The sequence below is a fragment of the Stenotrophomonas sp. SMYL41 genome (assembly GCF_036319965.1).
In the GTDB taxonomy this organism is placed as follows: Bacteria; Pseudomonadota; Gammaproteobacteria; order Xanthomonadales; family Xanthomonadaceae; genus Stenotrophomonas; species Stenotrophomonas maltophilia_R.
Map to the genome: position 1 here is coordinate 254,239 of NZ_JAWIRX010000005.1, position 22,003 is coordinate 276,241.

20 protein-coding genes are annotated in these 22,003 nt (G+C 58.4%); 13 read left to right on the plus strand and 7 right to left on the minus strand.

What is annotated here, in order from left to right:
- Nucleotides 1-98: 98 nt before the first annotated feature.
- Nucleotides 99-1,937, minus strand: a complete 1,839-nt coding sequence (locus tag V3B30_RS08485) for a hypothetical protein (RefSeq protein WP_134709235.1) — start codon at nucleotides 1,935-1,937, stop codon at nucleotides 99-101.
- Nucleotides 1,938-2,012: 75 nt separating this feature from the next.
- A complete protein-coding gene (locus V3B30_RS08490; RefSeq protein ID WP_262084307.1) occupies nucleotides 2,013-2,969 on the minus strand; it encodes a hypothetical protein in 957 nt (318 codons plus the stop codon).
- A 668-nt stretch (nucleotides 2,970-3,637) separates the two neighbouring features.
- Here V3B30_RS08490 and V3B30_RS08495 point away from each other — a divergent pair.
- The 6 genes from V3B30_RS08495 to V3B30_RS08520 all read left to right on the plus strand — a co-directional run bounded on the left by V3B30_RS08495 (nucleotide 3,638) and on the right by V3B30_RS08520 (nucleotide 9,266).
- Nucleotides 3,638-4,195 carry a hypothetical protein gene (locus tag V3B30_RS08495; RefSeq protein ID WP_049444046.1) on the plus strand — a complete coding sequence of 186 codons (558 nt, stop codon included), beginning with the start codon at nucleotides 3,638-3,640 and terminating at the stop codon, nucleotides 4,193-4,195.
- Nucleotides 4,196-4,215: 20 nt separating this feature from the next.
- The gene (locus tag V3B30_RS08500) at nucleotides 4,216-6,108 is read left to right on the plus strand and encodes a hypothetical protein (RefSeq protein ID WP_262084308.1); all 1,893 of its coding nucleotides are present in this window, start codon (nucleotides 4,216-4,218) and stop codon (nucleotides 6,106-6,108) included.
- The gene (locus V3B30_RS08505) at nucleotides 6,105-7,811 is read left to right on the plus strand and encodes a hypothetical protein (RefSeq protein WP_049444042.1); all 1,707 of its coding nucleotides are present in this window, start codon (nucleotides 6,105-6,107) and stop codon (nucleotides 7,809-7,811) included. Before V3B30_RS08500 ends, V3B30_RS08505 begins: the two co-directional genes overlap by 4 nt.
- 221 nt (nucleotides 7,812-8,032) lie before the next feature.
- Complete coding sequence (locus V3B30_RS08510; RefSeq protein WP_049444040.1) at nucleotides 8,033-8,470, plus strand: NIF family HAD-type phosphatase; 438 nt, start codon at nucleotides 8,033-8,035, stop codon at nucleotides 8,468-8,470.
- A 20-nt stretch (nucleotides 8,471-8,490) separates the two neighbouring features.
- Entirely contained in the window at nucleotides 8,491-8,742 is a 252-nt protein-coding gene (locus V3B30_RS08515) for a hypothetical protein (protein ID WP_049444038.1), read from the plus strand.
- Between the two features lie 104 nt (nucleotides 8,743-8,846).
- The gene (locus V3B30_RS08520) at nucleotides 8,847-9,266 is read left to right on the plus strand and encodes a BLUF domain-containing protein (RefSeq protein WP_049444036.1); all 420 of its coding nucleotides are present in this window, start codon (nucleotides 8,847-8,849) and stop codon (nucleotides 9,264-9,266) included.
- On the opposite strand, the gene V3B30_RS08525 is transcribed toward V3B30_RS08520, so the two are convergent.
- Nucleotides 9,263-9,538: a hypothetical protein gene (locus V3B30_RS08525; RefSeq protein WP_134709231.1), complete on the minus strand. Its 276-nt coding sequence runs from the start codon at nucleotides 9,536-9,538 to the stop codon at nucleotides 9,263-9,265. The genes V3B30_RS08520 and V3B30_RS08525 overlap by 4 nt on opposite strands.
- 71 nt (nucleotides 9,539-9,609) lie before the next feature.
- Here V3B30_RS08525 and V3B30_RS08530 point away from each other — a divergent pair, with 71 nt between their 5' ends.
- The 6 genes from V3B30_RS08530 (at nucleotide 9,610) to V3B30_RS08555 (ending at nucleotide 15,393) form a co-directional block, all read left to right on the plus strand.
- Nucleotides 9,610-10,224 (plus strand): hypothetical protein, encoded by a 615-nt coding sequence (locus tag V3B30_RS08530; protein ID WP_049444032.1) that lies wholly within the window; start codon nucleotides 9,610-9,612, stop codon nucleotides 10,222-10,224.
- Between the two features lie 23 nt (nucleotides 10,225-10,247).
- On the plus strand, nucleotides 10,248-11,381 hold the full coding sequence (locus V3B30_RS08535; protein ID WP_134709230.1) for a DUF4365 domain-containing protein: 1,134 nt from the start codon (nucleotides 10,248-10,250) through the stop codon (nucleotides 11,379-11,381).
- Nucleotides 11,382-11,501: 120 nt separating this feature from the next.
- A complete protein-coding gene (locus V3B30_RS08540; protein ID WP_134709229.1) occupies nucleotides 11,502-11,876 on the plus strand; it encodes a hypothetical protein in 375 nt (124 codons plus the stop codon).
- Nucleotides 11,877-12,075: 199 nt separating this feature from the next.
- Nucleotides 12,076-13,320, plus strand: coding sequence for a DUF3800 domain-containing protein (locus tag V3B30_RS08545; protein ID WP_049444027.1), 1,245 nt, complete (start codon nucleotides 12,076-12,078; stop codon nucleotides 13,318-13,320).
- 273 nt (nucleotides 13,321-13,593) lie between these two features.
- Complete coding sequence (locus tag V3B30_RS08550) at nucleotides 13,594-13,839, plus strand: hypothetical protein (RefSeq protein ID WP_019661575.1); 246 nt, start codon at nucleotides 13,594-13,596, stop codon at nucleotides 13,837-13,839.
- 558 nt (nucleotides 13,840-14,397) lie between these two features.
- On the plus strand, nucleotides 14,398-15,393 hold the full coding sequence (locus tag V3B30_RS08555; protein WP_161798600.1) for a TIR domain-containing protein: 996 nt from the start codon (nucleotides 14,398-14,400) through the stop codon (nucleotides 15,391-15,393).
- A gap of 25 nt (nucleotides 15,394-15,418) precedes the next feature.
- Here the strand turns inward: V3B30_RS08555 and V3B30_RS08560 are convergent, their stop codons facing one another.
- The 4 genes from V3B30_RS08560 to V3B30_RS08575 form a co-directional block, all read right to left on the minus strand.
- Nucleotides 15,419-15,814 (minus strand): NrsF family protein, encoded by a 396-nt coding sequence (locus V3B30_RS08560; protein ID WP_080347480.1) that lies wholly within the window; start codon nucleotides 15,812-15,814, stop codon nucleotides 15,419-15,421.
- A gap of 289 nt (nucleotides 15,815-16,103) precedes the next feature.
- Nucleotides 16,104-17,036, minus strand: a complete 933-nt coding sequence (locus V3B30_RS08565) for a M48 family metalloprotease (RefSeq protein ID WP_262084309.1) — start codon at nucleotides 17,034-17,036, stop codon at nucleotides 16,104-16,106.
- A 1,208-nt stretch (nucleotides 17,037-18,244) separates the two neighbouring features.
- Complete coding sequence (locus V3B30_RS08570) at nucleotides 18,245-19,528, minus strand: hypothetical protein (protein WP_134709227.1); 1,284 nt, start codon at nucleotides 19,526-19,528, stop codon at nucleotides 18,245-18,247.
- A gap of 81 nt (nucleotides 19,529-19,609) precedes the next feature.
- Complete coding sequence (locus V3B30_RS08575; protein ID WP_026347207.1) at nucleotides 19,610-20,137, minus strand: ImmA/IrrE family metallo-endopeptidase; 528 nt, start codon at nucleotides 20,135-20,137, stop codon at nucleotides 19,610-19,612.
- A 710-nt stretch (nucleotides 20,138-20,847) separates the two neighbouring features.
- Here V3B30_RS08575 and V3B30_RS08580 point away from each other — a divergent pair.
- On the plus strand, nucleotides 20,848-21,957 hold the full coding sequence (locus V3B30_RS08580) for a toll/interleukin-1 receptor domain-containing protein (protein WP_049444018.1): 1,110 nt from the start codon (nucleotides 20,848-20,850) through the stop codon (nucleotides 21,955-21,957).
- The last annotated feature ends 46 nt before the right edge of the window (nucleotides 21,958-22,003 follow it).

Genomic DNA, 22,003 nt, shown 5'->3' on the forward strand with positions numbered 1-22,003 from the left:
TAGCCTGCATGACAGGGTCGCACTACGCCAACGGCTGCTCTACAGATGTGATGGGCACGGAGGCTCTGCCTCCTATGCGTGATCAGCAGCACTGCAGATCACTTGATGCTGGAGAAGAACTTCTTGAGCCAGTCCAGATCCCACGGTCCCTCTCCACCCGAGAGGTAGCGATGGGTAAAGAAGTAGGCCGCTTTGGGTCGATCGAAGGCTTCTTCCAAGTTCGCGCCTCGCGCACCAGCAATGATGTTCAGCGCAGTCGATATCTGCTCCTGCTTGCAAGATCCATCGCAGATCAACAGAGGGGACATCGCGCCTTGTCGCGTCTGTATTTCGATCCAGTAGGCGGTTCTTCCGTCCAGAAGGGTGACCTCCAAGACTAGCGCCGCCCGTTCTAGACCGCCCGATCTCTTGCCGATGGGGTGGACGAACTGCCAGCCGCGGCGGTACCGCTGACTCGGTGCGGTCTGGCGCTGGGCTTGGTCGAGAAAGTTCCAACAGACACGAGCGCCGACGGAGACACGCTTTGTGGAGTCGTCGGCGAAGAGCTCTTCGCAGCTTGAGATGACACGATCAAGGATCATCGCATCCATTGCCTTCATCAGCATCTTAAAGCGCGTCAGGGCTTCCCGAGTGATCAGTCGGCCTTCAAAGGAGCTTTGCGAGCCTTGCGATCCGTCGCGATCACCGTAAGAACCCTCTTCTGTCACAGGTGACTCGGGGGGCACTCGCGGTTGGGAATACTTCTTGCTGTGCTTCTTCTCAAGCTCCACCGGCTCCGGTGCTTTAATCCACTCGAATGAGTCTCCAGGGGAGTCGAACGATTGATGGTTTGTTGAACCGTTGTGGCCGTCATCGCTGGGCTTATCGTTAGGGCGTCGTCCGCCGCTGCCAGGCTTTGCACCGTAAGGACGGGGGCCGCCGGTGACTTCGACGTCACCGTCCAGGGACCCGTCATTCACCAGGATTCTTCTGGTGACTTTGAAATCATGGGGCATAGAGGTGCCGACGATGGAAGTCACCAGAAAGGTACGAAGCTGCCGGCGCTGATCGGTGTGGGGTGTCAGGAAGTAGCCAGCGACCTTGCCTTCATAGGGACCCAAGGTCGGATCCAACGGGAGCCGCGCATTGCTGAACCAGGACGTCTCCTTTCCAGGCTTGGTGTCCTGAAACGCCTTGAGCATGGGGTTGAACAGTGCGTTAGCCTGTGCCTCGCCGTACTCGTAGAAGTGAAGCAACGCCATCTGATGGGCATCATCCAGGCGCATTCCTCGCTGCATGATCACGTCAAAGGTACCAAACTCCTCGTTTCGCCCGGTTCGGTGGCCGGCGTACTCCTTGTCCAGCAATAGCGCCCTGTGCTTGGCCGTCGACCATGCCGATGATGTAAAGACAGAGGCCAAGAAAGACGATCGGGCGTAGAAGGTGCGGAAGATCAAGGCACGAGGGATGATGAATTCAATGTCTTGATGCTCCACGATCAGCACCTGGCTACCCTCGCGGATACGATGGCCCAGGTGCAGCTGGCGCGTTGGTACTGCCTTGATCGGATAGCCAGCTGACCTGGCGATCACCGAGTCCAGCGTGAGATCGCTGCCATACTTTGCTGATAGTTCCCCTTGGGCTATTGCCCGACCAAGATTGAGGTCCACCGCGGGCAGGACACCCACCCGGCGTGCCTGGCGGAAGACCTCACCGACCCGATAAGTTGGCAATGCTCCGGCAAGGATGTGCGTCTCGAAGGTCTCTGATTCCTGCGCAAAGAGGCTGGCGATCTGGGCCGGCGTCGCTTTGGCGGGATCCGATAGCGACGGGGGAAGCGGCGACAGATAGCAGCAGACTGAGGTTGAGGTTGACGCTTTGTGCGGCTTGCTGAAGCGCTCGATCCAGCGTGTGAACCAGAGTCGCGAATCGTTGGGAAAGTGCTTGAAGTCAGTCATGCATTGCGCGGGGTGCGGTTACGCCTTGATATCGGCACGCAGTCGTCGCAATTGAGGAATTGTGTATGAACGACGCTAGCCTGGCCCGGATGCGCCGGGCCAATCGGCGTCCAGACCGAAGAGCTCAGTCATAGGTACGGCACCAGCGACAGCCTCCCATTGACCAGTGGATAGGATCTGAGCATGAGTGAATCGACGCAACGCGGGTGGCACGCAGTGGGTTGACCCGGGATTGAGATAGAGCGTGTGGGGACTTCTCAGGAAAGCGATGGTGCTGAAATTGGAGAAGATCCACGCCGCAGACATGCGCGAGTAGCGTCCGCCTGACCACAATCCCTCATTGGGCCGTCCGAGGGGTAGGTCCTGCGGCGAGCCGCCGCGTCCAAACAACGCGTCAACAGAGTCGATGTCCCTGTGGAAGGCGTTCTGGCAATTAATAGCCACGACAAGGGGCAGACCGGTGACACCGTATGCCCCTGCTTTTGTCTGCAGCTTGTCCCGAAGGTGAGACATCCCGTCGACCATGATCGCGCCGCGGTGGTAGGCAGCAAGTAGGGGGTCGTCGGGGCCTGCTTCACCTGGGCTGATGGCGTGCGCCTCAATCGTCAGGGTTAGCCCCTCAAACACCCAGTCCCGGGTGGCCCAAGGCGTCTGGGTATAGGATCCCAGCTCGGCCAGCCATTGTTGGACTTGGGCTACGAAGCTACGGGCTGGCGGCGTCTTCCGGGTATTTCCCGACACAGTCACGGTGACACGGTAGTGCTCATTGCGTGCATCCCGCAGGCCTTCCATCAGGACCTGTATCGCATGCTCATCAAGTCCACTGTCATCGGTAGGCTGGATCGTGATTGCTTCCAGCAGCATCGACTCGCCGTCGGGAGCGCGCACCAGGAAGTCCGGACGCCTAGTCGATCCATTGTTGAGCTCAGGGTGAACTTCAACCTCAAACCCGGAGCGGGTCAGAAGCTGGAACAGCAACAGCTCAAACTCCGCGGATCGAATGTGAGCATCTTTCTTGAGCCGAGCGATCATTTCTTTCCGCTCGGCGGCGGGGTACCGCTGGACAGCGCAAGTGAGGAATTGGCGGAGCCTAGCCATCGATGGCCAAGATGAGCGGTTGTAAAACTGGAACAGGGACTCCTTGGCGCACCTTGGTCGAGGGTCGGTCCGATCGAAAGAATCGAAGATGAACTCTTGGGTCATATCAGTCCAGCTTACAGGCGATCTTTAAGGTCGGCGATGAATTTGGCGAGCGAGAGGCTGGACTGGTAGACGATGTTCCGTAGCTCGACAATGTCCAGTCGCCGCTTACCGCGATCGACATCACTGATCAACGGTTGGCTGCGTACCAGCTTCTCTGGAAATGTACGCTTGGGTGAGCCCCGCTGCAGTTCTGGGATTCCTGACCGCTACAGACTGGCTGGGGCGAGGTTGAGTGGTTCCTTTCCCCGCACGTATTGCTCGACGGCGCCGCGCCGGCTGCGATACTGGGCGTGAATCAGGCCAGTGTTCTTCGTGATGCGAACGTCGAGATCAAGAGCGCCAATGCTGCCGATCATCAAGGGGGAGGTGGGACGGGGCCATGTGGTGGCGGCTTGGCCAGATCGAGGGCGCCACTGATGGCGAGCGCGGAGCGGACAGTGGCACAATCGCCCGCAAGGCCCTGCCATTGGAAGGAGGAACTCCGCGTGAGTCGGTCTATGGATGACAACCTGTTGGCGCGTTACCAAGAATACGCCCACTCGGACGAGGCGTTTGCTGTGCTATTCATCAAGAGGCACCTGCCGCAGGCAAGGGGACACTGGGTGGACCCAGAGGATTTTCGCCGGTACGAGAAGTCCACGGACAACCTTCACTTCCGATTCGTGATTGGCGGGCTTTATCGCCGGAAGATATCCCCGAAGTATCCGCCGAAAGCGGACTACACCGTCCAAGGCGTCTTCAACGAACGCAGGTACCTTGCTGTGACCCGAGCCTTGACTTGGGAGGCGGCCCACCAGGACATCGCGCAGCAGAAGCGGGCAGGGGCATCCTTCTTGAAGTTTGAGGTTGTCGGCATCAGTTATGACAGAAGCCAGCGCAGCAGCGGCTTCTTCCGTGACGATGCGCCCCCGCAGATCAAGGCGTTGGCGCTCAATTTATACGATCGGACCGATCCGCTGTGGGACGAGGCAATGCAATACATCCGGGCTCCCGACTTCGTGTACGAGATTCGCAAGGCGAAGGTCTGGAGCTCCGTGCGCGCAAGTACCTCTTAACATTAGGTGACCGAGCAGACATGACCTCACGCGACTCCAGACTGGACAAGCTCGCATGGCTCCTTCTGAGTGCTCCTCAGACAGCAACACTGGAAGAGGTGGGACTGAGCGAGGATGAACTGGGCCAAGAGTTCTACCTGCAAGAAGGAAGCATAGGATTCAGTGACCGGTCTCTGACAGTTCAAAGAGCCATTAGGCACATCCAAGACACGGTGATCCTTCCCACGCTCGCCTCTCCTCAGCAACTTTTCGCTGAGCTGCAGAGGATGACTGCGCAAGCACGTCGAGCCAGGTCTGACCGTCTGGTGGGCCAAGCGCTTTCTCAACTCGGAAATTTAGGAAAGCTGGATGCCCTAGACCTGGCGTTGCAGGCATCGGAAGGGGCCAACTCAACGGTAGCCGTGCCGAGGGTGATGAGCGAGGTGCTCCCGTTGTTGGAGGGCCTGCAGCCTGAAAAACTTCTTACGTTGATCGAATGCTCCGAACAGGGTGGATTGCTGGTCTCCGGTGCGACCTACCGGATGCAGCACGAGCCAGGCCTGATCGCCCCTATCACTGAGGCCTGCGTCCAGCATCCGACGCTGAAGAGCGGTCTACTTCTGCGCAATGCGCTCATCGAGGCGACAGTCGCAGATCGAACCGATGGACTCGCCCGGATCCATGACTTGATCTCCAGCAGTCTGCCCGCGCTTTCCCTGCCGGCCTTGGAGGCCCTAGGTAAGGTGAATTGGTCCGCCGCCGAGCAGTCACAGACTGAGACGGCACTTATTGTCATCCGATCAGGATTGTCCTCGGACAAGGACGATGTGCGCAGAACGGCGATCACCGCGTGTCTGGATCTGGTCGAGACGGCGCCGGCACAACATGGCCTTATTGATGAGATCCTTGCCCTGGATGACCCCGAGCTACCCGGTCGCGTTGGCGACCATCTAGCATTCTCCGCTCATCATCTGAACCAAGAATCTTGGTACCTGGATAAGGTCGATCTGCTCGCGGGCAAGGCTGGAGTGATGCGCAATGGCCTTCATGGCATCGACCATATCCTCGCGCAGCTATTTGATGCGGACAGGTCCAGATGCATGGCGTGGATCGGTACTTGGGCGGCTGCGCACACCGACCGGGAGCTCTCACTGGCCAATGAGTTTCCAAGTCTCTTCGAGAAGATGGTGGAGGAGCGTGAGGAGCTTGGCGTTCTACTGGCGCAATGGCTCACGCATGATGAGTACCGCATGCAGAGGGCGGCAAGCGACGCACTAGACGAGCTCAGTCTTCATCGGATCACTGGGATGGTCTTCCCCGTACGCCTGCTCGATACAATGGCCGATGCCGAGCTCCAGCTACTTGTGCTTCGCACGGTCGGTCATGTCTTGAGTGATGAGCAGCGGGTGTCTTTGGTGTGGTCGCTGACCAAGGCAGGCTCTGCCCGGGGGCGTACCTATCCATTGGTGTTGGACACAATGGTCAATTCGATTGGCTACGACTATCCACATGCGGTGCGGTCGTATCTGGGCGACGTTTCCACCGGGGATGCAGCACGGCCCGAGGTCAGGTTGGCTCAAGAGATACTCGGCGCGATGGACAGCTACGACCAGCCCCTACAAGCTTTGTCCCCAGCTGAGGAGCTCCTGCCCTCGTCAGAAGAGCACAATTTGTTCCTCAAGGGGCGTGCCAAGCAGATGCGGCAATCGATGGATCGCGCCAATGAGAACTCTTTCACTGCACGGATTGCCACGATGATTCCGATCAAGGCTGGTCGATCAATGTTTCAGGTTATAGAAGGCCGGGTTGGTCATAACACGCCGATGATTTCAACGTCCCACTCAGCCGCCTTTCCCAGAAGCGAAGTCATCGACAAAGTTGGCAGCGATATGCAGCGCAGGCATATCTTTGGGATGAGGCTGGTTAGGAAATGAGACTGATCATCAAGGAATTCCTTTCCCAGCTCGGCGAATCGGGCGAGCTGGATCGCTTGCTGCCTGACCTTCTGACGCGCATGAGAATTGTGCCCATTAGCCGGGCGCAGGTGGGAGTTCGCCAGAATGGTGTCGATGTGGCAGGTATTGGTGTGGACACCAATGGTGTGCGGCGACTCTATCTTTTCGTGCTGAAGGTAGGCGATCTGGGGCGCAGAGACTGGGACGGCGGGGTGAACACCGTTCGGGTGTCACTGAACCAGATCCTGGATTCTTACCTGCAGTGCAATGTTCTTCCTGAGTATCGTGACCTGCCTATCACGGTTGTCATCTGCTCGACCGGCGACCTCAAACAGGAAGTCCAGACAGATTTTGCTGGCTTCTGCGCTCGAAACAACTCGATTTCCCTGGATTTTACCTTCTGGTCGGGCGATCACCTCGCCGAACTCATTGATCAGTACTTGTTCGACGAGTACGTCATAGATCCGGATCAGAGGGCAGATCTTCGCCGGGCATTGGCGCTTATCGGGTCACGCGACTATGACCTGCGCCATGCCTACGACCTTCTGAAGGCGCTACTCATTGAAGGCGCAGAGGCGTCGGTGTGCCTCGGGCGGACGGGTCGAAAGCGCTTTGTCCGCCAGTTGAAGACGGCCGCGCTCGTTCTGGAGATCATATTCCGCTGGGCAGCGGATGCCGGGAATCTGCTCAATGCCTTCAAGGTTGGCGAGCGCTGCTGCTTGTGGGCCTGGGAGGGAGCGCGACTGCGAGGTCTGGCCGGCCACCCCTCGATCAAGCGCGCGGTGAAGGAGATTTTCCGTTCTCATCAGCGCATCTGCGAGGCCTATCTGCAGAAGCTGCGACCCTACTACTCGGCAAGGGATGGGGTCTCCCTGTTCTCACGCGAAAACGCATTGATCACCAACACGCTATTTGAGCAGATCGGCGTACTGGCAGTTATCGGTCTGGTGCACATCCAGGTGGCGCACTTTTCAACAGACGAGGAGCAGGTGAGGCGTGCTATTGATCAGGCAGGGGAGGCCGCCGGGGCACTGCTGGAGCTGATAAGTAACAACCCGTCCTCTGGGTCCCCCCGGTACGACGGCAATGCAATCGATATCGCTTTGGCTCTCATGCTTCTCTACGTCGCGGGGGGGCATGAGCAGGCAAAGCAGTGGCTGGAAGATATGGCTGCTCGCATCAGCTTCTCGTGGCAAACCTCAAACAGCTTCCCAATTTCCACCGATTCCTTCGATGATCTGCTGGCTTTGGAGCTTGGCATTTTGGATCAAGGGCAGATCAGCAAGCTCAAGGATCTTAGTACATTGATCCCTGTGATCATGCACTGGTGCGCCATGCTGGGTGAGAGCGCTCTCTACGAGAGACTCAGCCAACTGCAGGCCAACGTGTTCAAGGACGTTTGCCTCCAGCTCTGGTATCCGGACCAAGCCACGGAGCCACTGATCTACATGCAGCAGGCGCAGTATGACAGCGGTACGACCGAGGCCCCTATTCGGTTCCCCGCCGATATCGCCGGATTCTTGGGAGCCCAGCGCCTGAGGGCACAGTCAGGAAACTTCGTTGGCCCCGAGGCCTTCTCAGCAGTCAAAGAGGGCCTACCTGTTCTGATTCCGATGGCCTGTCGGCATTTTCGCACGCCGCTCGCCCCGCAGTTTTGGCTGCCGGACGTTCCGGCTGCCTAGGCAGTGGGGAGGAGTATCTCGCGGTGCGCGCTGGAGGGGCCAAGGCGTACCAGTAGGCTCACGCCGTTGACATCCGGTTGAGGTCAGACGGAGTAGCTATGCCATGGACTGGCCGTTCCCGCGCCGTCTGATAGCACCTGGGAAGAGGACGGAGCCCAGGTCTCATCTCCAGCGACAGAAAGTGGCTAGGCTTGGCCAATGACCCTATGGAGGCTTGTCCCATGCGCCCGATCATCCTTGCTATGGATCTGGAGGGAACCCTGATCTCCAATGCCGTAAGCCAGATTCCGCGCCCTGGGTTGTATCGGTTTCTGGAGACGATGAATGGGCAGTTCGATCAGCTGGTGATGTTCACGACGGTCCCGGAGCCCCTGTTTCGGCGGATTGCCAACCTGCTGGTGTTGGAGCAACACGCACCAGCGTGGTTTGAGCACCTCGATTGCACCACCTGGTCTGGGCCAACCAAGGACCTCCGACGGGTCTCGACGGTGTTGGGCCATGCGCTCCTACTGGACGATCATGCGCCCTATGTCCATCCTGGTCAGCAGCCATGGTGGGTTGAAGTGCCGCTGTTTGGTGCACCATACGACGATGCCGATCGTGGTCTGGAGATAGCTTGCGAACGCATTGACGCCAAGCTGCACCAGCTGGCTGGATAGTCCCACCCTATGGAGGAACAATGAGAGACAAGTTGAAGCTGGCCGAGGACGACACCCTTAAGTACAAGTCGTCACGAACCCGGGGATTTGCCGGCCAAACCGATATTACGGAGTACGACATTCTGGATGCGGCAGGGAACCTGATCGGTAGCGTGGAGTTCACCGAGGACGTCGCCGTCAGGGGTCTCAGGCAGACCAATACGGTGGTGCAGAGGGACGTCCAAGGTACAGTTGTGGTTTCTACCAGCTGGAATCCTGCACTGGAACCTTGAACGCCCTGAGCATCGGGCGGCGGACATCTGTTCAGGTAGCAGCGTAACGCGTACGTACGATCGTCGTTGGTAAAGTACTGAGTTCCAAAGGCCGGGAGATTGTTATGAATCTTCGAGCGATCGTGTATGCCAGCGAGGCGATCCCTGGCCTGTCCAATGAGCGGATTCATGACCTGGCTCAGAGCGCCTGCCGCTTCAATCTTCAGGCCGGTGTCACCGGCGTCCTTCTCTACGATGGACGCCGCTTCTTCCAGTATCTGGAAGGTCCAGAAGATGGGATGGCCATTGTCTACGCCAGAGTCCTGGCTGCGCGAAGCCACCACGAGATCGTGGAGTTGTGTCGCGGCCGGATTACCGCTCGCCACTTCCCCTATTGGTCGATGCGAATGCTTCCCGCAAAGGCCTATGAACTGCAAGCCGCAGCAAGTTTCGACTGGTATGGCGTGACCAGGAGTGCAGGGTTGGAGCAACTGACGCAGATCGTCCACCCGTACCTGCCTGGCAGCGATCCCCAGGCTGCCTAGGGTGGCTGACTGCCCTGTTGGATCTGCTCGCCGAGCAGAGTCAATAGCTGCTGGAAGGCGGCGGAAAACATGGATTCGTCTTCTGATGCATGCGCGCCCACAATTCCAGGAAGCATGCGTTCCCACACCTGCGATAGTCGGTCCGGAGCAGGGTGGGCAATTATCAGGGCCCGTAGGCCGTACTCCATTGCCTTGAGGTAGCCCCGATGGGCGGCAAGTTCGGTCTGGCAATGGGGACTCGGCAGGGGCGGGGTATTGGGATCATCAGGCATGACATGTCCTCATTGGATGGACAGCACTCCAGATTGGCGGGATAGTTTGTCCAATCAAAGGAGCGCGTGACTTGAGCATCCTCAATGTTCTTGTAAGCCATGAACAGCTCGTGGTTGCCGTGGATACCCTGGCCCACGATGCGCTGACAGGGGCTCCATCAGCGGGGGCAAAGCTTCTGCTGATCCCACATTACAATCTCGTGCTCGCGTGCCGGGGCTCCGCGCAGTTCTTCCTGCGAATGTACGAGCTATCTCTGCAGGCCAGCTTCCGCGCAGATTTTACGATGGAGCAGTTGATGGCCGAGTTCGGCCTGGTCATTGATCAACTGTGGCCGAACTATCAAGGCGCCGCAGAGCGCGCTGGTTTGCCCACTGCCGAGTTGGGATGCGAACTGGTACTTGGGGGCTGGTCTCCCCGAAATGGTCGAATGATGGCCACCGCCTATGCCAAAAGCGACATCCACCACCCCACGGTCGTCCAGCCCATCACAGGTCAACTAGCGGCACCTGGAGACCCCTTAAGGCACAGACCCGCCAGCATGGCGCCTGCCGACGTACTAGAGGCGGGGAAGCTTCAGGCCAAGTTTCTCAATAGGCCTGGAATGCCAGCGTGGGCGGGGGGAGACCTATTGTGCGCGGTCGTGAACAAGGATGAGGTCACAGTGCGCAACTTGGGCGCGATCTGAGTCGTGCTCGTTGTGTGAATGGCATGTTTGCGCCGACGGAGACAAGCCTGGTCAACGCCGCGTCGACGTCAGCACCTCCAAATGGTCAGGGGAAATCGTCAAGTATGGTCATGGGTCAGCATCCTCAGATACCAAAGAATCGGCTGGTGGAGCGCCAAGGCTTGCGGGCCGCGGCCGATCTATTTGAGCGGCGTCATCACGTCTTCCAAGAAGTGCCGCTGCAACACGACTTTGGGCGAGATGCACTCGTCGACTTTGTCCATGAGGGTGAGATGACAGGCCTATCGATCGGACTGCAGATCAAGTCCGGGGCCTCCTACCGACGGTCGGACGGAGACTACTTCATACCTGTCGGCGCTCATGGCAGTGTATGGCGAGATTCCACGGTACCCATCTTTGGGATCGTCTTCGACCCCGACTGTGGTGGCCTGTTCTGGGCCGACATCACGCGTGTGCTGACGGAGACTACTACGCTTCCAGCGGCGATTCAGGTCTCAAAGGTGCAGCGGTTGGACAGCGCCTTGGGGTATCAGGGGATGCTGGATGCTGTAAAGCGGCACGCGCAGCAGCCCACCAGGGACCTGGGGGCACGCCTGCTCAGCCAGGACCAGGCTACTCAGATCGCGGCCGTTGCCGAGTCTTGGGCGCTTGCCAGACACGCTCCGCATTCTCTGGTACTGCTCAGACGGCTCATCACCGAGCTTTCCCCGGCGGCGACTCGTAACGCCATCTGGCTGCTGGCGCTCGCACTAGGCAATCCGGACGTCTACTACGACAGCAAGACCTGGCTGCCCGCTCATGTTAGAGATCGCTTGAGCAGAGCATTGGGCTTCAGCGCGCAGGAGCTGAAGCATCTGCTTTCCTCTGTAGACGTTGAGGAATGGCAGCGAGGCGGACTGGGGCAGGCGCTAGATGTGATGCTTTTCCATGATCAGGATATTTCGGAGGAGATAGTGCAGATGGCCTGCCGCCAGCTGTCCGCCCAGGGCCTAACTCGCGAGGCTGTTCGTCTGATCGGATCATTCGCATGTCGGCTCAGCGATCCGTCCGGTGCTCTGGACAGACTCTCAGTCCTTCTACCAAACCTTCTTGAGGACCCGCTGATGGTGATGTGGCGCAACGATGTGGCACAAGGATATGGAATTGCGCTGTACTGATCTTGGATAGTCGCGGCTGCGCGTGTTGTCGCCCCAGAGCGTGTTCACTGAAGACGAACTAGGATATGGGGCTGCGAAGGCATAGAATCGCGCTCTCAGAGCTGCCTGGTCGCGTTAGCCATGTCATCCAAGTACATACCAAACACTACCCTGAAGGACGGAAGAGAGGTCTATCTGGAAGCTTGCGATGTTGATTGGTCATCCACAGCTTTCAGCGATCAGGGTCTTGAAGTCGGAAAGGCAGTTTTCACGCCATTGGATGCTGACAACGAGGAGTTCCTTGTCACCAACATCGAGGTGATCGTGGGTTATCAGGGACAGGGCCTTTCCGTAGCGTTGATCAAGGAGTTTGCGTCGGAAACTGGTGCCGGCATATGGTTTGAGAACAGGGTCGGGGTCGCCCTTGACAGCGGGGCCCATCTCACTACCGATGGACAGGGGGTGGCGGCGGCGCTTGTCAAAAAGGGCATTGCTCGCTGGCACTTCCCAGACTGAGACTGTGCCGCCAGTAGCGGCTTTGGGTGTGCCTTGGCCGTACAGCGCTATGCGGCCCTTGCGTGCGCTTGAGTGGACATCTCCTTCCAGCGTCAGGGGCATCAGGATTCGGTGGCCCTACTAAAGGATAGGGCGCACTCGCCGATACCTGCTGGATATCTCTGCTCATTGAGAGCAGTTGAAGGAGAGAGGCTTATCCATGGATAAGACGCAGTTCGATACGCTCCCGCTTGGGCAGAGCGATGAGCCGGAACCGGCCTGCATGAAGTTCGTCTATATCGACGAGAGCGGGCACACGGGCGACCTGGTCAACACCGGTCGGTCGTTCGAGTTCGGTGAGCAGCCTCACTTCGTGCTGGCGGCCGTTGGGCCCATGAGCAGCGAACAGGCGTCCCGATTGCTCGATGACATCGTGGCCAAGCACCGTCTGCATCAAATGCGAGAGCTCAAATCAGAGCTGCTTCACCGGCGCCCTGGAGTCGCGCGCGATCTGGCACGAGGATTGGGGGAGCTGGATATCCCCATTTTCATTGAGGTGGTGGATAAAGCGTTCTATCTGATCGCCTCCATTATCAACTCGCAGATCATTCCGCCAGGGTCGGGTCCTGAGCTTGACGAGGGCGAGGTATACCTGCGAAACCGTCTGGCAGACTACCTCTACGCAAACCTGCCCGATTCAGTGCTAGGGGTCTATGTCGACGCCTGCAAGCTAAGTTCTCCAGAAGCTGTGCGCGCCAGTCTTGTCACCTTGCAGGCATGGGCTGAAGAGGCGGCGCTGGAGGACGACCCAGAAGACCGTCAACTCCTGTACCTGCTGCGCCAGAGCATGGGTCACTCCCTGGAGGTATTCGACTTCGCCATGAAGCACGATCCGCAGGGGCACCACACCTACTTGCCACTGCCAGATGAGGGCAAGCAACACGCGACCTACTGGCTGCTTCCCAACTACTCGTCGCTGACCAATCTATACGCCCGGATCAACAAGTGCTGTGCAGGTCGCCTTTCGGATGTCACCTTAGTGCATGATGAGCAGACGCAGTACGATGAGGTCCTTCGTGCTGCCAAGGCGAAGGTAGAGACCTTTGTCGATACCTCTGGCTATGAGCACCCCGGTGCCGACTACTCATTTGTCGAGCATGCCGGCCTGGCCTTTGAGTCCTCAGCCCAGACTCCCGGGCTGATGATTGCCGATGTCATTGCCGGACACGTCAGGCGGGTCATGCGCGAGCATGCTGCGGAGTCGGATATCCACCCACAAGCTTGGGATGCGTTCCTCCAAGTATGGGACGCCGGTAATCTTGAACGAGGCACAGGCATGAATTTGGTGTTGCCTACGGCGACGGTGGAACGCCTGCATCATCGAGTACTTCTACGCCGCCACGAGCGAGCTCGAGAGACGGTGGCTCCGCACTTACCCAGGTCGAAAAGCGACTCGACGGCCTAGCTCTGTCCAGAATCCAGCACACGCCTTGCGCTCCACCGGCATGGGCGGCTTGGATGCGCCCCGGGGCTCCAGCAGTACTGGCCACCGCACAGAACCTGACGCCGTATCCATTTGCGCTGCTGGTTGCCGGCCCCGCTATCTTCAAGGCTATGTTGCGTCTTGTTGAACGTGGTCCGCAAATTTATGATCCAGAGGACGCCGAAAATCTAAGACGCGCGTCATTTTCAGCGAGCCATCTGGCTCGGCCATACACACCGAAAAAGGGAACACGTTGTGGAATTCAAGAACGATGACGTTGTAGGGATCAAGAAGGCGGACGCGCTCTCCTACATCCGCTCTGAACTGAGCGTGCTCGAGCAGATGGGGAGCAAGGAGGAGTTCCTCAAGTACAAGGCCCGCGTGGAAGGCGAGCTCTTGATGATGCTACGCCTGGGTATCATCAGTAACGCAGAGAGTCAGGCACTGGGCGAAGAGCTATCGCAGGCTCGTGAGCGCGCGGCAGCGAAACTCGGCCAGTAAGCCCGTTCGTCAACTCCTCTGCGCGGGCAGGTGGCCCAGTCTGCGCAGGAAATTTCAGTCACCAGTGCTAGTCGTTGGTGTCCACAGCAAATCCAACACCGCCACAGGGGGAAATGCCATGGCTACGGTTCCAAGTCCTGAGCAGAGTGCACGGAAGATTCTGAAGCTGTTTGTCGAGCACTTCGAGGCTCGAGCGGGGAAGGTCCTGCGTCTGAGCAACTTCAACTCGGTTATTTATGACTACGACATCAAGGCATCAGACTTCAACGACGGCTTGTAGTACGCACTTGAGAAGGAATGGATTGAACACTCGCAGGGGCAGTCCTACATCTTGACACAAGCGGGCTTCGACGAGGCCTGAGTGTCGGTGCCGGGAGGCGGAAGCTCTCATCGCTGCCTATGAGTGCGCGCTACGCCTTGCCGTTGCCGATAGCCGGGGTGCGAGCGGATACTCCGGCTGTCGGCCTTTAGGGTATCGGTGGAGACCGGTCCAGAAGATGGATGTTGTGTGGAGCCGCGTGCGCCTACTCTGTGTTGACCGCCGCGGCGAACCTCTCCATGCTCGCAACCCTTAGCCCGATTGCCATCAGCATGACCAGCGAAACCACCACCAGGACCATCTTCTACTCTTGGCAGAGCGATCTGCCCAATGCGACCAATCGCCAGCTGATCAAGAAACAGCTGCGCTTGGCCATCAATGCTGCCGAAGAAAAGCACTCTGGCCTATCCATTACGTTGGATGAGGCAACTCGCGATACCTCTGGTAGCCAGAACGTTCCGCTGACGATTCTGGAGAAGATACGCAAGGCAGATTACTTCATCTGCGACGTATCTACGATCAACAAGAGCGCCGCACCATCTGACAGGAGGGTGCCCAACCCCAACGTGATTTTCGAGCTTGGCTATGCGGTCGCCATGCTGGGCTGGGGGCGCATCATCCTGCTTGTAAATGAGGAGTTCGGTCCGCTTTCAGATCTGCCGTTTGATATTGATCGGCAACGCGCCTCTGGCTACAAGGCGAGCGAGCCTGTTACCAAGAATCAGAAGGATAGCCTCCTGTCGCTATTGAGCGTTGCTGTTGATACGTTGATCAGCTTGGCACCAGATAAGCCCGGTGCGGAGAAGTCGCCGGAGCAGCTGAGGCGCTCTCGCGACCTGGCCGCGCTGAGAAGGGTGATATCTACGCTTGATTTGAATGTTCTGGATGTTCATATGCAGTGGGCGCCTCGCGTGCTCACATCAGACACGGTGGATATGTATGAGAGTTTCAGCGGCGTGCTTGCGGCAAGCTCGTTTCATCTCCATGACGCAGCGGCTCATGAGCTTCTCATTCAATTCGAAGAGGAATTTGCCGAGACCGTGCGCTACTGGCAGGTCTATCGCCCTGCGCCGGACGGAAGCCGATATTTCTTCTCCAATCCTGGAGATGCGTCTCTTTCCCCAGATCAGGAGATCGTCTGGCAGAAGATCGAAGTCGCGTTGGACCGGATGCGTCTGCTACTTCCGAAACTCCTCAGCCATGTTCGTCACGAGTACGTCGAGATTGACATCTAGGCGACGTAACGGTCGCGGCACTCATTTACCAGCGCAGGAAGCGCCGGCCCAAGGCCGAGCCGAGCGCAGCTATCAGCAGCACGGCCAAGCTGTACCACACAGCGACAAATCCGGCGCCATCGTTCACACAGGCGACTGTATAGCCAAGTGCGCCAAGCGCACCGGCGAGAAGGCCGCATAGTGCGCCTGCCAAGGCGGGGCGTGTTGGAATCGCCTGGCGCAGGATGACCAGGGTGATTGCCAATGGCGGCAGTGACGCCAGCACGATAGTGCCTACGCAGCGTGCTACCGACCAATGCGAGGTTCCAAGCAGTGGATATCCAGAGCCGTCCAGTATCACGCCGACAAGCAGGAGCGCAGTTACCAGGATCAGCAGCTCGGCTCCCAAACGGTCGCCGGGTCGACCGGCACGTTGGACCATTTACTGCCGCCGTCAGAGCCAACAAGGACATGCAGCCTACCTTGAGGGCGAAGAGCCACGTTCCCACCACGCGCTCCAAGTCGGGCCCCCGGTCAACCGGCTCTTGCCCGCGTTCCTGCTCGTCTGCAGTTACGTGGTGATGCAAGTAGAGGTGAAGCAGCAGCCACCAATCTTCCGACGCCCTAGGCGGCCTATAGCTTCGGACGGAGTGGCAATTCCAACCTCTACCGATTGCACACTGGCGGCCTCAAGGCCGCCAGTGCCTTCAAGTCGGGCGCTTGGCCGTGGCTCAGAGGCCTCGCTCGATCAGTGTCGCTTGCAGGGCGTTGTACTGCGCGACGACCGCTGCTGAATCGTAGATCGCCAGCAGTTGCCTCAGCGCCTCCTCCTCGACAGGGCCATGGTAAATGCCCATTTCCTTGAGCCCTGAGAGGGCGGTCAAGAACACTTTGAGCCCAAATCCCTCTTCAGCGACGCCGTCAAAGTACTGATCGAGCATTATGCATGTGGCAAGAAGACGCTGGGCGCCAGGTGGGTGCGTCTGATTGGCCGGAACATCCCAGCTGCGGTCGAGGTGGATACTGTCGATGGCGGCATTTGCGATCACAAGAAGGACAGCACCTGCCTGCTTGATCGCGTCCTGCTCCGATTCATGCCCCGTGGCCAAGCTGTGGGCCCACGCATCCACGATATCAAGCCCATGAAGGATTGCTCGACCATCGGCCGATATCTCCTCGCCGAGCTGAGCCTCCTGCTTTTGGCCGGCAATGCTGTGCACGTTGTGCCGGTCCATTACGTGGCCCACTTCATGACCGAACAGGGCCGCCAAACCAAGCATCTGCGCGGCCTCGCCCAACCTGTTCCGCGGTACGTCAATAGCGTCGTGGAACGGACGCATCCGTTCACTGTTGCTTATCCAATCGTGAGTCGCAAAAAAATTTCCTACGCGCGCGAGCCGAACGCAAGCGCCACGAGTGATGACGATGCTTGAACAGCCATTGAGGGTACTCACAAAGGCGTTCTCGTCGTAGGAGTTTTCAATCCCCCACACGCCGTGAACCTGTGACGAGCGATAGGCAAAAAAGCTGCGGCAAAGCTGATCGACGATGGCAACGGATGTAGAGAGCACCTCATCCGAGCGCGCCTCTTCAGGAGAAACAAACGTCAAATCCGGAAAGAAGTTGACTAACTGTGCATGGCTCTCATCAAAACGCTTAAACATTCCGTGTCCACTCCCTTCTGAGTCTATCGAGTGTTGCGTTGCCATGCTTGGTTCAGCATGGTCTGTAGACCCTGTGGGTCCATGCGGACGGTAAGTCATAGCGCAGGCCAGGTCAAAGTAGAACTGTACGAGTCCAGCAGCGCTGAATCGACAGGGGCGAGTACGCAGCCTGCGGCGCGAATAGGAGAATCTTCCCTCTGCCCAAGCCATGAGGAGAGCTGTAAAGTTCGGCGACGGACAGCCGATAACTCGCAATGCGAAAGTAGGCGAAATGGCGCCCCATCGATCCAGATGGGGCTAGAGATGTTGGGGCGGAGGAGTACCCATGGAAGGCAAAGAACTAGTTGCACTCAGCGGTGCGATCATCGCAGCGATCTTGGCTATCGCCAAGCTGATCGCAGACAAGGAATCGCGCACGTCTGATTTCCGGAAGGACTGGATTGGCTCCTTCCGAAGCGCTCTGGCTGAACTCCTGGGCGAAGCCTATGTTATCTCTGGCCGCATCTGGATTCGGGTTCAGCACGCCCAGGTGGATGCGGAACGCTCGGGAAAGTCCGTGGGCGCTCCGCTGTTGGGCAAGGCTGACACTGAGGTGCTCGAGGAACAGCTGACCAGTCACTGGAACACGTTGAGGAAAGCTCATCGTACGGTGCTGCTACATCTGAACTTTGGGGAGACAGCTTGGGGGCTGCCCTACATTACCCAAGACATCTCAGTTGAGCAGAAGGTGGAGGAGAGGTGGAAGCTTCTGATTCGCAACAGCCAGTTCAGTCCGGCGCAGCAGCCAAGTGACATCTATCAGACCAGCCAGAACGGTAGCCCGTCAGGTGCCGCAGCGTTGCTGGTGTCTGAACTGGAAAGGCTGATCGGTGCAATGCTCGGTCCGTACGAGAAAGTCGGTACCAAGGAGCAGTACGCGCTCATCAAGCGGTCTATTGACGATGCAACGCTACTAGGCAACCTGGTGATCAAGCCGGAGTGGAATCGAATCAAGAAAGGCGAGCGGAACTATCGCAGCGCGATGGGCTTTCTGAAATGTTTCGGCGCAATCGGGGTCATCATCTTGTTGATCGTGAGTGTGGGCGAATCCAAGCCCACAGCGCCTGCCGGCGGCTCCACGATCAACGTCAGTGTGAGCGGCGCGCCACAAGCAATCCGCTCGTCATTGTCACCTACGACTAGCTCGCCTACATCTGGGCTGATGGAGTCTAGTCTTGAGCGGGTGCCTTCGCCGCCTTCTTCGCACGGGTCTTCTTCGCAGAAGCCTTCTTGGCCGCCGCAACAGGGGGCGTCCCGCTGGTCTTACCCGGAGCGTTGGTTACCACCTTCCGAGCCGACTTCGACGAGGCCTTAGCTACTTTCCGCGGGCGAGATTTGCGGGAGGAACTGGGCGGCTTGCCGGCATCGGCGGGCTGCAGAAGGGATTTGAAATCGGCAGAAACATTGCGTGGACCGTCCTCAGGCATGCCAACGGCCAACTTCTTCAGCTCAATGTTCGCTTCCCGGTCGGTGAACTGCTGGTGGAGCTTCTTGATCGAATCAGTGAGGCTCTTTTCAAACTCTTCGTATGCCGGCGGGCATGAGCCATCCAGGAACTCCAGCATCGAGCAGAACCGGGTGGGGAACTCGGTGATCAGCGCCGTGGTGAACTCGTGGATCTGTCGCGGCGTTGGCTTGGGCCTGGCGCTGAGGACATCCTCGGTGACGTGGATTCGTTTTGCCGGCTCAACATCGAGCCAGATTAGCGGATAGGGCGTGCCGTTGAGCACGCCTTTGAGAGCATTGCGTCCGTCGTAGTGAAAGGTGAAGCTGCGGACAGGGAAGGCACCGATTCGGTAGGGATCAAGATCCAAACGTTCGCACTCCATGCTGAGCATGTGCGCAAGTTCCACCGACAACATGAGCTTACGCGACGACGCCGCGGTGCTGACGCGGAAGCCGGTGTCGATCGACTGGCCAATGAAGTCGCGTGTTACCCCAGGCAAGCGTGCCTTGTAGCTGTCGAACAGACTGTCATTTTCCCACTCCAGATCCTCCGTCGGGTCGTTGGAGCGGTCGGCGACATCAGTCTGAGGCGGAGGGTCGTTCTTCGCGCCATCGTCGGTCTTGGTCGGCGCGCCGGTGTGCAGGAAAATCTCCCGATTGCGAATCGGGAAGTCAGCGAGCCAGGCCGAGGACTTGACGTCCAAACCGCTCTTATCGAGCAACTGACGCAGATCTTCCAGGACCTGCAGCCAGATGCTCATGCACATCGTGGCTTCCGAGGGATGGGCGATCTCTTTGGTAAAGAGGACTTCATCACCCACGGTCTTCCACAGCTCGGGAGCGGCGTCGCCAAAGAGCAGCGGGCGTTCTGCGTCCTGATACCTATCCTTGGCCAAAGACCAGCGGAACGCGAAGTAGCGCTCCGCCATCATGTAGAAGGTGCGTACCAAGCGGAACCATTGTTCAGAGCCTTCGCCAGAGCGCTGCTTGAACGCGGTGGAGCCCACAATGTCTGCGCTCAGGAATAGACGCAGTTTTGGCTCAAGCGACTCGCGAACGTCGCCTTTGCTCAGGCCAGACCTCGGCACTTAGGAAAGGCCGAGAGACTGGGCCCTCACGCTCGCTGCGCTGGGCGAAACCTTGAAGTACTCCGCTACCTTCAGCGTGTCCTTCCCAAGTTCTTGGTAGACCCTGCGGAAGGTATCGCTGGGCATCAGGAATGCAGCAGCGAACCAGTTGGCCTCGATCTCAGGTTGGTCCTTTCCATACCGCTGAGCGCGCAGGTGCGTGATGTTCTTCTTGTTCATCTTGTTCTGCACCAGGTAGTGCAAAACAAAGTGACCTATCTCATGGGCGATGGTGAATCGATCGCGCAGGGGACTCGTGTTGAAGGGGATGTTGATGGTGAACTTGCCGTTCTCGATGCGAATCGAGCCAGAATCCGACTCATCCTCGATGAGTTCGCCGTAGACGATCTTACCGCCGAGCTGATGGACGATTGGCTCAATGGGCTGCCCAGGGGAGAAGCCCAGTTCCTTCACCGCATCGGAGGCAAGCGCAGACACCTCGGCACGGTTCCAGCCCAGTGCTTCAGGTTCTTTCCACATTGTCGTCATGACGGTCCCCATCGTTTGGAAATTGTAGCACCCGGTTTTCATTGCAAGTACAACATGCCCCCATCTCCCAGACTGAGACCGGCTGTGGCAGGTCGCCAGCCATGGCGGTCTACCCCGGCTGGGAAGGGGGGGAGGGCAGCCGGGACGGCTGTAGGACATGAAGCAAGCATGCTATTTACAAGCACAATCGGACGTGAAAGGACCAATGTGAAGGGTCCCGAGCGGGGCGTACAACCTGGCACTCAAGCGCCCCGGGCGGGGCAATCCCCGCGAGCGGCTCGCTCCCCCGACAAGGCCTCTCGGATGCGAGCAAAAGTGTCAATTGCGCAACTTTGAGAATGATCCTCAACTGCAAGTTGCAAGTTGCAAGTTGCAAGTTGCAAGTTGCAAGGAGCACGGGGATGGGGAAGGCACATTGGGCGCATGAGAGGCGCCTGGAGCGACTGGGTGTCGCGCCGCTTGCCACGCAGATGACCCTCCAGCCAAGATCGTCCACACCGCAGTCGGATCGCCGGTCAGCCGCCGCATCGGGATCTGACCTCTAGGTTGCGATGGAGCTTGTTGTATTCATGGTGGCCCTGAAAGCGGCAGTTCCAGAGTTGCTCTGCAACAGCAATTTCAACGTTCCCTTCGCAACAGTGCGGATGGGTAGGGCGGAACAGCGTGGATCGTCGGTGACCGACGAACAATGGTGAGCAAGGAGAGAGCCCATGAAGAGAGTGCTGACTGTCGGTATGCAATACACCGGCACCCCGATTGAAGGTGTGGAGTTCGAGCAACTCGGACTTTGCCGATCAGACATCGATGAGGCCAGGGCTGCGTACCCGCTCTATGAGTATGACGTCATCGCTATCAATCCACAGAGCTACAGCCACTTCCTGTTCGGCAAAGAGGGCGTGCACTCTGGCTCAGATCAGGAGCTTCTGGAGCTGAAAGCGGACGACAGAGAGCATGATCTGGACAACGTCTTTGACAGTGTGGACCGCCAGAACGAGCTGGAGGCCGCCATGGCCGTGGGTGCGACCGTGGTCTGGTGCATGGCCGAGCCACGGCGAATGAACTTCTTCGGCTATCGAGAGACGAGCCTGGGGTATCTGGCTCCGGCGATGACAGCCGCGATTCGGCGTGGGGGTCAGATAATCAAGAAGGGAAGGCGAGTGGGTTTCATAGATCCCGATACGCCCTTCGCCTCCTACTTCGGGGACTTGGCCACTCTCGGCGGCTGGAGGATCGCGCTGGAGAACGATCAACCGGGCTTGACTACGATTGCGGCGACGCCGGAGGGTTACCAACTTGGAGCCAGAGTTGAGATCGGTGCAACCACAGGATGGTTGATAACTCCGCCGTTGACGCAGGAAGCGACCAACCGTCTCATCTTGGGCGCTCTGGCCGTGAGCAAGGCGGAGCCAGAAGCCCCCAGGTACCATGGGATATTCCTTAGCCATACCAGTGCCGACAAGCCGTTCGTCAGGAAGCTCAGGCGTGACCTGATGGAAAGAGGCGTGCCAAAGGTCTGGCTGGATGAAGCCGAGATACAAGTGGGGGACTCGCTGATCGCAAAGATTGACGAGGGAATGGTAATGAGCCGATACGTCGGTGTAGTCCTGTCGCAGAAGTCGATCGCTGCGCCTTGGGTCAAGAAAGAGCTTGATGTGGCCATGAACCGCGAGATCAGTAGCGGCGAAGTCGTTGTCCTGCCCATGCTCTTCGAGGATTGCGATATCCCTGCTTTCTTGCAAGGGAAGCTCTACGCCGACTTCTCCAGCGCGGAGAAGTATGAGGAAGGACTGGAGAAGTTGCTGCGGAGGCTGAAGATATGATCAGCAGCTCGGTGGCCGGGACTCCCTCCTCACATCTCGTAGGTGC

What these genes read in the sequence shown, in the direction of transcription:
- V3B30_RS08560 (WP_080347480.1), bottom strand. Translation starts at nt 15,814, where the DNA reads ATGGTCCAACGTGCCGGTCGACCCGGCGACCGTTTGGGAGCCGAGCTG.
- V3B30_RS08485 (WP_134709235.1), bottom strand. Translation starts at nt 1,937, where the DNA reads ATGACTGACTTCAAGCACTTTCCCAACGATTCGCGACTCTGGTTCACA.
- V3B30_RS08555 (WP_161798600.1), top strand. Translation starts at nt 14,398, where the DNA reads ATGCTCGCAACCCTTAGCCCGATTGCCATCAGCATGACCAGCGAAACC.
- V3B30_RS08515 (WP_049444038.1), top strand. Translation starts at nt 8,491, where the DNA reads ATGAGAGACAAGTTGAAGCTGGCCGAGGACGACACCCTTAAGTACAAG.
- V3B30_RS08545 (WP_049444027.1), top strand. Translation starts at nt 12,076, where the DNA reads ATGGATAAGACGCAGTTCGATACGCTCCCGCTTGGGCAGAGCGATGAG.
- V3B30_RS08575 (WP_026347207.1), bottom strand. Translation starts at nt 20,137, where the DNA reads ATGACGACAATGTGGAAAGAACCTGAAGCACTGGGCTGGAACCGTGCC.
- V3B30_RS08565 (WP_262084309.1), bottom strand. Translation starts at nt 17,036, where the DNA reads ATGTTTAAGCGTTTTGATGAGAGCCATGCACAGTTAGTCAACTTCTTT.
- V3B30_RS08520 (WP_049444036.1), top strand. Translation starts at nt 8,847, where the DNA reads ATGAATCTTCGAGCGATCGTGTATGCCAGCGAGGCGATCCCTGGCCTG.
- V3B30_RS08535 (WP_134709230.1), top strand. Translation starts at nt 10,248, where the DNA reads ATGTTTGCGCCGACGGAGACAAGCCTGGTCAACGCCGCGTCGACGTCA.
- V3B30_RS08490 (WP_262084307.1), bottom strand. Translation starts at nt 2,969, where the DNA reads ATGATCGCTCGGCTCAAGAAAGATGCTCACATTCGATCCGCGGAGTTT.
- V3B30_RS08580 (WP_049444018.1), top strand. Translation starts at nt 20,848, where the DNA reads ATGAAGAGAGTGCTGACTGTCGGTATGCAATACACCGGCACCCCGATT.
- V3B30_RS08525 (WP_134709231.1), bottom strand. Translation starts at nt 9,538, where the DNA reads ATGCCTGATGATCCCAATACCCCGCCCCTGCCGAGTCCCCATTGCCAG.
- V3B30_RS08510 (WP_049444040.1), top strand. Translation starts at nt 8,033, where the DNA reads ATGCGCCCGATCATCCTTGCTATGGATCTGGAGGGAACCCTGATCTCC.
- V3B30_RS08500 (WP_262084308.1), top strand. Translation starts at nt 4,216, where the DNA reads ATGACCTCACGCGACTCCAGACTGGACAAGCTCGCATGGCTCCTTCTG.
- V3B30_RS08505 (WP_049444042.1), top strand. Translation starts at nt 6,105, where the DNA reads ATGAGACTGATCATCAAGGAATTCCTTTCCCAGCTCGGCGAATCGGGC.
- V3B30_RS08540 (WP_134709229.1), top strand. Translation starts at nt 11,502, where the DNA reads ATGTCATCCAAGTACATACCAAACACTACCCTGAAGGACGGAAGAGAG.
- V3B30_RS08495 (WP_049444046.1), top strand. Translation starts at nt 3,638, where the DNA reads ATGGATGACAACCTGTTGGCGCGTTACCAAGAATACGCCCACTCGGAC.